The sequence below is a fragment of the Bifidobacterium jacchi genome (assembly GCF_009078285.1).
GTDB classification, from domain to species: Bacteria; Actinomycetota; Actinomycetes; order Actinomycetales; family Bifidobacteriaceae; genus Bifidobacterium; species Bifidobacterium jacchi.
In genome coordinates this window covers 1-9,926 of the sequence record NZ_RQSP01000064.1, presented here as the reverse complement: position 1 = coordinate 9,926, position 9,926 = coordinate 1, and the positions used below count along the sequence as shown (strand labels likewise).

The following is a 9,926-nucleotide window of genomic DNA, read 5'->3' as shown; positions in this document are numbered from 1 at the left end:
GAACTTGCGCTCAGTGGCATCCCTGCTCTGGCATCCTTCTCCGACTCCCCTCCTGTACCCCTCTCGCTCGTACTTCCTCGTGCTTCCTCGCGCTTCCTTTGCGCAAGGATTTTTCGGGATTTGCCCTGAGTTCGTAGAATCCTTGCGCTAAGCCCTGTCCCAGCGCAAGGATTCCACGAAGTTCCCTTTTTTTCCGAGAAATCCTTGCGCTACTGCGCTACTGCGCGTTCCATCCCGCAAAACAACCACACAACAGTGGGACGCAACGCAATAATCGACGATTTCGTCGTCGCGTGACAGACCGAATTGTCACGCGACGCGGTTTTGCCCCATTTTCACGCCGCGTGACAGACCGGCCTGGTTCAGCCCGGCACAACCCCGCGCCGAATCATTGCAATTCCGCCGTTTTGCAATTACGCAGCACGCCGACAGCACGACGACTGAGCATCACCCCCCGATCGCAGCATGTCACGCGACGCGGTTTTACCCGTTTTTTGCATCGCGTGACAGACGGTCCGGACGGGTCCGGACTGGCACAGACCGGACTGGCACAGACCGGTTCAGCACAGCACAGCCAAGGGTTATGCAGCAAGAGTGCGCTACTGCGCTACAGCACTCGCGCTAAAACAATGTGCCGTCTCGGGGCATGGTTGCGCTACAGCAGCGCGCTACAGCCGCACCCCGCTCTCTCGTTCCTAGCGCCCAACCATAGTGACCATGGTGCCCCACTATCCAGCCCACGAAAACAGCAACAGTCTCAACAAAAGCGACGCATACGCGAGAGCCCGACTCGCACACAAACCAACACCGAACGCCACCACGATGCCACTGAGCACGAGCGGCGACTGGTAACCCCAGGGGGAGCCACCCCAGCCCCGGCCCTCACTGCCACCTCGGGCACAGGGCCGTTCTCTCCCCGCAGTTTGCATCCGTGACATGTCACGGAAGATTGGAGGTGTCACGGATGCGAGCATGCGCCCACTGCGGCAACCCACTGCCCCCGAACATGCGGTCCACCGCCAAGTACTGCGGGGCCGCGTGCCGGAAGGCCGCGCAGCGAGCCCGCCAGAACAAGACCGACCCATCACGTCCCTCGTCGAAGCCCGAACCGGAACGCGACGCGAAGCCCGCGCCTCTGACCGGCCGCGAGTTCGACCGGATGATGGATGGAAGCATGGAGGACGAGCTGCGTCACGTGCGCGACCGTTTGAAGGCGTATGTGGATGATCCGGACACGCCGGCGAACGCGATGCCGAACATCGTCGCCAAATACCTCGCCGTGTGCGAGAAGTTGCACAGTCTGTCCGGTGGTGATCCGCTGGCCGGACTGCTCGACGAACAGGAGGTGGGCGAGGATGTCGGAGCGTCGGTTGTCTGAGATCGCGGTTCACTTGGTCCGGCCGTCGGGTATCGTCGGCTCGGATTTCACCGTGTTGAACAAGGTCGCCGTCAAGGCGGGCATCTCGTATGACCTGTGGCAGCAGGGGCTGCTGTATCTGATGCTCGCGAAACGCGAGGATGGCAGGTACGCGTGTGGGGAGGGCGGCACCGTCGTCTCCAGTTGCCGTCAGATCGGCAAGACGTTCACGATCGGCACGGCGATGTTCATCCTCGCGATCCTGCGCAAGGGGCTGAAGGTCATCTGGACCGCGCATCACACGCGCACGTCGGATGAGACGTTCGCCGACCTGTGCGACATCGCCAGGAACCGGGTGCTCGGCGGCTACGTGGAACGCATACGCCGTGCCAACGGCCAGCAGGAGATCGCGTTCCGCAACGGCAGCCGGATCATGTTCGGCGCGCGTGAGAACGGTTTCGGCCGAGGCCTGCACTCGGTGGACGTGGAGGTGTTCGACGAGGCGCAGATCCTGACCGTGCGCGCCTTGGACAACATGATCCCCATCGTCAACGTGAGCCCGAACCCGCTAGTCGTGTTTTTGGGTAATCCGCCCAAGCCCGGCGACCAGTCCGAGGCGTTCGAGGAGAAACGCCGCAACGCGCTCAACGGGACGGACGGCATGGTGTACGTGGAACTGTCGGCGGACCGGGACACGGACCCCGACGACCGCGAGCAATGGGCGAAGGCCAACCCGAGCTATCCGAAACGCACGTCGGAGACCGCGATCCTCAGGATGCGCAACCTGCTGTCGGAGGACTCGTTCCGCCGCGAGGCATTGGGCGTGTGGGACGAGACCGCGGCGCATACGGCCATCGACCCGGAGCAGTGGAAGCAGGCCTCCATCGACGGCCCGGTCATCCCGGACTCGTCCGATCTGGTCGGCTACGCGATCGACATGAGCCCCGACCGGAGCACGCTCGCCATCGGCGGAGCCGTCAGGCATGCGGACGGTTCGGCGCACGTCGAGCTGCGCGAGTTCGAATCCACGAAAGCCAAAGGCAGCATGTGGGCGGTGGACTACATCGCCGGGCACTGGCCCCGCGCCGCATCCGTGGTCATCGACGGCCAATCCCCGGCCATGGCGCTCCTGCCTGACCTCAAGGCCCGGCATGTGAGGGTGATCGTCACGAACGCGGGCGACATGGGACGCGCCTGCGGGCGCCTGCTCGACATGCTGCGCGACCATAAGCTCACCCACCTGCCCGACAGCGAACAGCCCGCGCTCGCCACGGCGGTCGCCAACGCGACCACGAGGAACATCGGCCAGTCCGGCGCGTTCGGCTGGAACAAGACCGGCAGCGACATCGACATCAGCCCCCTGGTGGCGGTCACACTCGCCCTCTACGGCACCTACATCACGAAACGCAACCCCAACAGACGACAGGAGGTGATGGTCTGACATGACCGACCTTTCCATAGCCTCCGGAACCCCATACCTCAACACCGCCGGCTCGCTGATCAGCCACGTCAGGGGCGTGCCGGACGACGACATGCGCACCATTCGCCGCCTGCTCAAGGTGTGGCGCGACCACTACGCGCGCAACCTCCTCAGGAGCGCGTTCTACGACGGCAAACAACGGTTCAACAACCTCGGCATATCCATACCCAACGTCGTGGCCGCCAAGGCCGGCGTCGTGGTCGGTTGGCCGCAGAAAAGCGTGCGTGCCCTGGCGGACAAGAGTGTGTTCGAGGGGTTCGAGACTCCCGACGGCGACCCGAACGGCATCGGGCGCATCGTCATGGACAACGCGTTGACCGATACGATGGGCGAGGCGATCATCAGCTGCTACAAGCACTCCTGCTCGTTCCTGACCATCGACTACGACCCCGACGATCCGTCGGGGGAGCGCATTCTCGTCATCCCGCGTTCGGCGGACTGGTCGGCCGCGATCTGGGACAACACGCGCCACCGGATAGCCGCCGCCCTGACCATCACCGACAACGACCAGTACGGCAACATGACCGCGTTCAACGCGTGGCTTCCCGGCCGCAACTATGCATGCCGGCATGATGCCGGAGGCTGGAATGCGGAACGTCAGGACAACCGGCTCGGCCGCGTCGCGGTGGTGCCCATCGTCTACGACCGTGGAGATCGGCCGTTCGGTCACAGCCGCATCAACCGCACGCTGATGAACCTGACCGACATGGCCATGCGCACCATGATCCGCATGGAAGCATCCGCCGAATTCTATAGCGTGCCCAAAATCTGGTTTCTCGGCCTCAACCGGGACGCGTTCAGCCAGGACACGTGGTCCAGTCTCGTCTCGAGCATCAACGCCGTGTCCCGTGACGAGAATGGGGACATCCCCACGCTTCAGCAGGTCACGCAGGCGTCCATGCAGCCGCACGGCGACATGCTCGAGACCATCGCCATGCTCGCGTCCGCGGAGACAGGCATCCCCGCCGAACAGCTCGGCATCCGCCTGACCAACCCGACCAGCGCGGAGGCCCTGGCCGCGGCGGAGGACCAGCTGACCCGGATCGCGGACCGGCAGAACCGCGCGTTCGGCGTCCAGCTCATGAACGCGATGCGCATGGCCGTCCAACTGCGCGACAACACGGCCGAGACTCCCGACCTGGACGGCATACGACCATTGTGGGCGCCGACCCGCGTCGTGTCCGAGGCGGCCCGCGCCGACTACTACACGAAGGTCGCCGGAGCCAACCCCACGTGGGCAGACTCCGACGTAGGCCTGAGCAAGCTCGGCCTGAATGCCGACGAACTCAGGAGCTTCCGCGCCTACCAGCAGCGGATACGGGCACAGGAGCACATTGATCAGATACGCCAACAGGCGGCTTCGAGCAGGCAGGGAGGTTCCGATGGCCAATCCGAACCTGCCTCCACTGTCGGACAGCAGCCGCAAGGAACTGGAAACGGTTCTGGATCGGCTGACCAAGGCGTACCAGTCGAGTCTGGAGACTCTGGCCGATGAGGCGGCGGACGCCATCGAATACGCTTACGGCCGTGCGGACGCCGACCTGACCGGGATCATGCGCGACTACGCGCGCGACGCCAGCCAACAGGCGGACGACTACTACAACGCCGTCCGCAAGGCCTACGAGAACGCGTACGGCTACACGTTGGAGGACTATGCCACCAGCGGTGTCTACGACCCCGATTTTACGCTCTACCGCATGGTCGGCGGTTTCAACGGCGGAGACTGGAACGGTCTGAACTACACGCAGCTGAAGAACGGCCAATCCCGCGCAGGCCTGACCGTGGACGACCTGTGGCCCAGCCTGAGGAACATGGACGACGCGATGCAATGGGCCGCCGACATGGTGCGCGCCTCCGCACGCTACACCATGCAACGCAACATCGCCGACGACCCCACCGGGCCCCGCTGGGCGCGCGTCACCGGAGGCGCAAAGCCATGCGCGTTCTGCGTCATGCTCGCCGGCCGCGGCTTCGTCTACCACAGCAAGGAGAAAGCCGACTTCGGCGACAGCTTCCACGACGGGAAATGCCACTGCACCGTCATCCCAGGCTGGAAGGACGACGTACTCACCCCCGCCCAGCAGGAATGCAAGAGCATGTACACGGCCGGCAAAGCGGCCGCCGGAGAAGGCGCTCCACGCAACGCCGAGCTCGCCGCCATGCGCCGCCTCTACGCCGGCAGGCTCAGCGACGGCGTCACGCCTGTTCCCAACATCCGATGGAGCCACAAGACCATCAGACCCACCGCCGACGAACTGGCGAGGCTGTCCGACTTCACCGTGCGTATGCCATGGGACACGTACACACCCGAACAGAAGCGGAAAGCGCTACGCGGGTGGACGGACGGCACGTTCAAGGAAACCAACAAGGCCTTATACGGTCAGATTCCTATGACCGACACCATCCGGGAACGCATGGACATCCTGGACGAGGCCATGAGCGACCACTGGACACAGAGACAATTCACTGTTGACCGGCTCATGCCATTGAGCACGTTCGATCTGTCAACCGTCGAAGATGCTTTCGACCTTGCACCAGGAAAGATCTATAACCATCCCGGATACATGGCTACGTCACTGCTTGACGGAGGTGTACTCGCCGACCGGAGTCTTGACCGGATCCCCACCCGGATCCTTGTCCCGCCCGGTAGCAGCGCAGTCTATCTCCAGCCAATCAGCAAGGCGCGGAAGCGACAGGAGGAAGTGCTTCTCGCCCGGAAGGGCCGGCTTCAAATAGAAGGAGTGGAAATCACGAAGCAGGGACCTATGGTGTTCGTCCGACTGGTAGACTGGGCGTTATGAACAGCAACCACTTCGATGATGAGGAATACGACCGTTTTGTATTCCACCCTGGAGACCTGATTGAGGTGACCGATCCTGAGGAGGTTGCTTCACTATGCGAGAAAACTGGCATTTATCCGTACCCGGAGGAAAAACAAGCTTGGATAAGCGAAGAGGGTAAGGCTCGGTATCGCCAAGGACTTCCAGCGTCCACTTTCGATTTGGCCGACGAATATGACCGGCTCAAAGCGCAGGGGAAGCTATAACGCACCTACACCCTAGATTCCCATCCACCCGCACGGGTGGTTTTCTCATTTAAGGAGCCAACCATGGATAAACCAGCTGAACCTGCATCCGTCACGGTGAAAGTCAAACCCGACCTGGGCGAGCTGCGCGCGTTTATTGCGGACATGCTTGCCGTCATCGATAAGTATGATGACGGCAAGCAGTCGGATTAGATCAGACGCCGTGCTTTGGCGCATTCGTCACAGACTGGTACCGCGCCGGCAGGCATGTCGGCCGGTGGTTGGATGTGCTTATGGCAGTAAGCGCATTCATGACTGTGTTCGGCGGCATAGGCGTCAGCCGCCCGACGTCCGATTCCGGCCAGATCGCTGTTCTTCAGCGTGATCTTCACTTTGCCCATTGGAGTCCTCCTTTCCGCGGATAAGGCCCGCAGACAAGACATTAGGAGAGACGACCACCAGACTGTTCTTGACCACCCGCACGGGTGGTTTTTTTATGCCCGAAACGGGCCCCGTATCAACCATTAGGAGGAATCATGGCCGAGGAAACCAACACCAGCGCCAACCAGTCGCAGGACAATGCGGAGCCGCACGGCGAGCAGCAGCCTACGGATTGGGAGGCGAAATACCGCGAGGCCATCGCCCATTCACGCGAGTGGGAGAAGCGCGCCAAGGACAACAAGACGGCCGCCGACGAGCTGCAACAGCTCAAGGAGTCGCAGATGAGCGAGGCGCAGAAGGCCGAGGCCCGGACCGCGAAGCTTCAGAAGGAGCTCGACGCGTTGAAGGCCGAGAAACAGGCCGATGAGTGGCGTGCGCAGGTGTCCAAGGACACGGGCGTGCCCGCGGACCTGCTGCACGGCGACAGCCTCGAGGCCATGGCCGAGTGCGCGAAGGCCCTCGACCAGTGGGCGCATCCCAAGCCCAAGGGCATGCCCAACCAGGGCGGCAAGCCGGATCATCCTGCCAAGGGGCAGGAGACCCGCGACTTCGTCAACCGCATGTTCTCCGACTGAACTCCTACCAAGCAACCACATCCCAATCCCATTCCCGAAAGGAAACGAACCATCATGGCAATGACATTGGAGAAACTGCCCCTGCCCAGGGAGCTCGCCACCGCGGTGGTCAACAAGGCCAAGGACACGAGCACCATCGCGGCGCTCAGCCCGTCCAGCCCGATGATCTTCACCGACAAGGACTTCCTCATGTTCAACGGCAAGAGCGAGGCCGAGGTCGTGGCCGAAGGCCAGTCCAAGGGCTCGTACGAGCAGGACACCACCACCGTGAGCGCGAAACGCTTCAAGGTGCAGACCACCACGCGCGTCACCAACGAGCTCCAGTGGGCCGACGAGGACAACCGCACCCAGATCATCGAGGCGATCCAGCTCGACCAGGCCGCCGCCATCGGCCGCGCCCTCGACTACGTGATCTACCACGCCGTCAACCCCAAGGACGGCGAGCCGCTCACCGGCTACGACGCGCTGACCGCAGGGGCCGTGCAGGTGCCCGCCGGCGACGACGAGATCGCGAACGTGGACGCTCTGGCCGACGCGCTCAACCAGACGTACGACGTCAACGGCGTCGCCCTGTCGCGCACGTGGGCGTCCCGCCTGCGCAAGGTGCGCGTCCCGTCCACCGGCATGCGCTTCTATCCGGAGATTCCGCTCAACCTGCAGGCCGGCAGCCTGGATGGCATCACCGCCGCCACGTCCGGCACGGTCAACGGCACCAAGGCCAAGACGCCGACCGGCGTGCTCGCTCTCATGGGCGACTTCAGCCTGATCAAATGGGGCATGGTGCGCGACATGTTCGCCACGGTCATCCCCTACGGTGATCCGGACCATGCGGGCACCGACCTGCAGAACGTGAACATGGTCGCCTACCGCACCGAGGCCGTGTTCGCGTACGCGGTCCTTGATCCCAAGGGGTTCGCGGTGCTCAAGACCCCGGCCGGCGAGGGGGCATGATGAGCTTCCCCGTGCAGAACCTCATCGTCCAGCGGCGCACGGCCAAGCACAAGGCCGGCCCGCTGGACGCGCCCGTGGCCCTTTACAATCCCGACGGCACCCCGTTCAAGGCCGGCGGTGACGCGCCGACCACGATCCCGCAGGGTGCGCTCACTGCCGGTGACGGCATCAGCCTGACACGCGACCAGGATTCCGGCGTGCTCACCGCGTCCATCAAAGCCAAGGGCGTGACCGCCGCCATGATCGCGGACGGGGTGATCCCGGCCGCGTACACGCTGCCCGCGGCGTCCACTGCGGCGCGCGGCGGCGTGAAGCAGTCGCCGCCGGTCGCGCAGGTCACGCTCGCCGACCCGGCGGAGGCGGCGGGCGAAAGCCCCACGAAGGCGGAGTTCAAGGCGCTGCTCGACTATGCGAAGGCGTTGAAGACCACGCTCAACCAGCTGATCGCGGGCCTGTCGGAGGCGGGCGTGATCGCCCCAAAAGCCTGATCCTGTACATGGGCGCGGAACCGTCCCACAGTGCGGGACTGCCCGACGACGGCAGTCAGATGAACCTGCGCATGGTCTACTGGTGGATGCCGGATGCGAACGGCACCCACCCCACCGGCAAGTTCACGCTTCGTGTGGGCAGTCCCGACGCGCCCGCTAAAGATATCGTCCTGAAGAACGTGTCCGGTGTCAACTTGTTCGGCTTCCGTCAGGGCAACTATCTGATCACCGAGATGCCACTGAGCGTCTATGACCTCCACCTGTTCGTGGAGGCTTCGGGCTCGTGGTCGGATGGGCGCACGATGACGGACGACATGCGCGAGACGAGCATGCTCGACGCGGCGCGGGCCACGGTCGACGAGCCGCTCGCCAGCGAGGCGGCGCGCACTGCGGCCCGGCTCGTGCTCGACGCTTGGCGGCGGCATCAGACCGACCCCGCGTCCCCCGACGCGGACCGCGCGGAGGACACGGGCGTGTTCGGCATGGAGGTGGACGCATGACCAGCCAGAATCCGAGTCCGGCTCCCCCGTTCGCCACGGTGGACGACCTCGCCGACCGGTGACACGCGTTCACCGACGGGGAAAGACCCCACGTGCAGGCGAAACTGGAGGACGCGAGCGTGGTGGTCATGGGCCTGTGCCCCGACTGGCGGCTGCTGCCCGCCGACACGCTGCGCGTGGTCGTGTGCGGCATGGTCAAACGCGCCCTCATCAACGAGGACACGGGCGGCGTGTCCCAGTCCACCCAGACGGCCAACGGGTTCAGCGAGGCATTGACCTACGCGAACCCGATGGGCGACCTGTACCCGAACCAGACGGAACGCAGGCTCCTCGGCATCGGCCGACAGCGCATGTGGAGCATCGACATGGCCACCGGAAAGGCGGCGTCATGATGCGCGGCGAACCGGTGACCGTCACATGGCACGTCGACACCGGCGAACGCGACGACGGCAACAACCCCATATGGGCGGAGGAGTCGCAGACCGTGGCCGACGTGCTCGTCAGGCCGGGCGCGCAGGCGAACGCCACCGACTCCACCCGCCCCGAGGGCGTGTCGGTCGCGCTCACCTGCGCGTTCCCCCGCGCATGGGCGTACCGGAGTCTGCGCGGCGCGCGGGTCACGGTGCGCGGCCGAGACTACCAGGTGATAGGCGACCCGATCCCCGTGGACGGAGGGCTTACGCCCACCCGGTGGAACCTGCTCGTGGAACTGTCGGACTCGAGGGGATAGGAGACCGGTATGGCGAACACGAACATCGTGAGACTGAACCTGCCCGCGTTCACCGAGTACCGCCGCTCCCCCGAGGTCATGGCCGTGCTCGACGCGCAGGCCCAACGGCTCGCCGACCGGGCCAACAGCCGGGCGCGCGGCGAATGCGAGCATCCCGAGCACGCGCGGTTCCGGGCCCTGGACGCCCGGCCCACGAGCCGGGGCGCGGCCTCGATCGCGACCAGCACGGGCGATCCCGGCTGCTACCGGCACAACGCGAAGCACAACACGCTCGTCAACGCGCTGGGAGGCGGCTGATGGACACGAACACGCCCGACGCTCCTCCCATCGTCCCGGAACGCCTCGTCGTGGAATGGCTCAACCACGCCGGCGATCTCAA

The 9,926-nt window shown here is 64.5% G+C and carries 14 protein-coding genes; 13 read left to right on the top strand and 1 reads right to left on the bottom strand.

Annotated elements, in window-relative coordinates:
* The first annotated feature begins 964 nt into the window (after positions 1-964).
* From EHS19_RS10080 to EHS19_RS11590, 6 genes are all read left to right on the top strand, one after another.
* A complete protein-coding gene (locus EHS19_RS10080) occupies positions 965-1,378 on the top strand; it encodes a hypothetical protein (RefSeq protein WP_151917633.1) in 414 nt (137 codons plus the stop codon).
* Positions 1,371-2,798 carry a terminase gene (locus tag EHS19_RS10075; RefSeq protein ID WP_338325055.1) on the top strand — a complete coding sequence of 476 codons (1,428 nt, stop codon included), beginning with the start codon at positions 1,371-1,373 and terminating at the stop codon, positions 2,796-2,798. Before EHS19_RS10080 ends, EHS19_RS10075 begins: the two co-directional genes overlap by 8 nt.
* 1 nt (position 2,799) lies before the next feature.
* The gene (locus tag EHS19_RS10070; protein ID WP_151917631.1) at positions 2,800-4,332 is read left to right on the top strand and encodes a phage portal protein; all 1,533 of its coding nucleotides are present in this window, start codon (positions 2,800-2,802) and stop codon (positions 4,330-4,332) included.
* On the top strand, positions 4,220-5,638 hold the full coding sequence (locus tag EHS19_RS10065) for a VG15 protein (RefSeq protein ID WP_151917630.1): 1,419 nt from the start codon (positions 4,220-4,222) through the stop codon (positions 5,636-5,638). The genes EHS19_RS10070 and EHS19_RS10065 overlap by 113 nt, the downstream gene beginning before the upstream one ends.
* Entirely contained in the window at positions 5,635-5,883 is a 249-nt protein-coding gene (locus EHS19_RS10060; protein WP_151917629.1) for a hypothetical protein, read from the top strand. Before EHS19_RS10065 ends, EHS19_RS10060 begins: the two co-directional genes overlap by 4 nt.
* 63 nt (positions 5,884-5,946) lie before the next feature.
* Positions 5,947-6,075 (top strand): hypothetical protein, encoded by a 129-nt coding sequence (locus tag EHS19_RS11590; RefSeq protein ID WP_277752792.1) that lies wholly within the window; start codon positions 5,947-5,949, stop codon positions 6,073-6,075.
* On the opposite strand, the gene EHS19_RS10055 is transcribed toward EHS19_RS11590, so the two are convergent.
* Positions 6,072-6,263, bottom strand: coding sequence for a cytochrome C (locus EHS19_RS10055; protein ID WP_151917628.1), 192 nt, complete (start codon positions 6,261-6,263; stop codon positions 6,072-6,074). The genes EHS19_RS11590 and EHS19_RS10055 overlap by 4 nt on opposite strands.
* A gap of 135 nt (positions 6,264-6,398) precedes the next feature.
* Between EHS19_RS10055 and EHS19_RS10050 the strand changes: the two genes are divergently transcribed.
* From EHS19_RS10050 to EHS19_RS10020, 7 genes are all read left to right on the top strand, one after another.
* A complete protein-coding gene (locus EHS19_RS10050; RefSeq protein WP_151917627.1) occupies positions 6,399-6,878 on the top strand; it encodes a hypothetical protein in 480 nt (159 codons plus the stop codon).
* Positions 6,879-6,932: 54 nt separating this feature from the next.
* Positions 6,933-7,829, top strand: a complete 897-nt coding sequence (locus tag EHS19_RS10045; RefSeq protein ID WP_044090533.1) for a phage major capsid family protein — start codon at positions 6,933-6,935, stop codon at positions 7,827-7,829.
* Entirely contained in the window at positions 7,826-8,317 is a 492-nt protein-coding gene (locus tag EHS19_RS10040) for a hypothetical protein (RefSeq protein ID WP_151917626.1), read from the top strand. The genes EHS19_RS10045 and EHS19_RS10040 overlap by 4 nt, the downstream gene beginning before the upstream one ends.
* Positions 8,318-8,325: 8 nt before the next feature.
* On the top strand, positions 8,326-8,817 hold the full coding sequence (locus EHS19_RS10035; protein WP_151917625.1) for a hypothetical protein: 492 nt from the start codon (positions 8,326-8,328) through the stop codon (positions 8,815-8,817).
* Between the two features lie 92 nt (positions 8,818-8,909).
* On the top strand, positions 8,910-9,209 hold the full coding sequence (locus EHS19_RS10030; RefSeq protein WP_241677213.1) for a Gp19/Gp15/Gp42 family protein: 300 nt from the start codon (positions 8,910-8,912) through the stop codon (positions 9,207-9,209).
* Entirely contained in the window at positions 9,206-9,547 is a 342-nt protein-coding gene (locus EHS19_RS10025; RefSeq protein ID WP_338325054.1) for a hypothetical protein, read from the top strand. The genes EHS19_RS10030 and EHS19_RS10025 overlap by 4 nt, the downstream gene beginning before the upstream one ends.
* Before the next feature lie 9 nt (positions 9,548-9,556).
* Positions 9,557-9,844: a hypothetical protein gene (locus EHS19_RS10020; RefSeq protein WP_151917624.1), complete on the top strand. Its 288-nt coding sequence runs from the start codon at positions 9,557-9,559 to the stop codon at positions 9,842-9,844.
* The last annotated feature ends 82 nt before the right edge of the window (positions 9,845-9,926 follow it).

Bases quoted from the DNA above. Each gene is read 5' to 3' on its own strand.
- EHS19_RS10080 (WP_151917633.1), top strand. From the start codon at position 965: ATGCGAGCATGCGCCCACTGCGGCAACCCACTGCCCCCGAACATGCGG.
- EHS19_RS10065 (WP_151917630.1), top strand. From the start codon at position 4,220: ATGGCCAATCCGAACCTGCCTCCACTGTCGGACAGCAGCCGCAAGGAA.
- EHS19_RS10025 (WP_338325054.1), top strand. From the start codon at position 9,206: ATGATGCGCGGCGAACCGGTGACCGTCACATGGCACGTCGACACCGGC.
- EHS19_RS10035 (WP_151917625.1), top strand. From the start codon at position 8,326: ATGGGCGCGGAACCGTCCCACAGTGCGGGACTGCCCGACGACGGCAGT.
- EHS19_RS10060 (WP_151917629.1), top strand. From the start codon at position 5,635: ATGAACAGCAACCACTTCGATGATGAGGAATACGACCGTTTTGTATTC.
- EHS19_RS10045 (WP_044090533.1), top strand. From the start codon at position 6,933: ATGGCAATGACATTGGAGAAACTGCCCCTGCCCAGGGAGCTCGCCACC.
- EHS19_RS10040 (WP_151917626.1), top strand. From the start codon at position 7,826: ATGATGAGCTTCCCCGTGCAGAACCTCATCGTCCAGCGGCGCACGGCC.
- EHS19_RS10050 (WP_151917627.1), top strand. From the start codon at position 6,399: ATGGCCGAGGAAACCAACACCAGCGCCAACCAGTCGCAGGACAATGCG.
- EHS19_RS10070 (WP_151917631.1), top strand. From the start codon at position 2,800: ATGACCGACCTTTCCATAGCCTCCGGAACCCCATACCTCAACACCGCC.
- EHS19_RS11590 (WP_277752792.1), top strand. From the start codon at position 5,947: ATGGATAAACCAGCTGAACCTGCATCCGTCACGGTGAAAGTCAAACCC.
- EHS19_RS10020 (WP_151917624.1), top strand. From the start codon at position 9,557: ATGGCGAACACGAACATCGTGAGACTGAACCTGCCCGCGTTCACCGAG.
- EHS19_RS10055 (WP_151917628.1), bottom strand. From the start codon at position 6,263: ATGGGCAAAGTGAAGATCACGCTGAAGAACAGCGATCTGGCCGGAATC.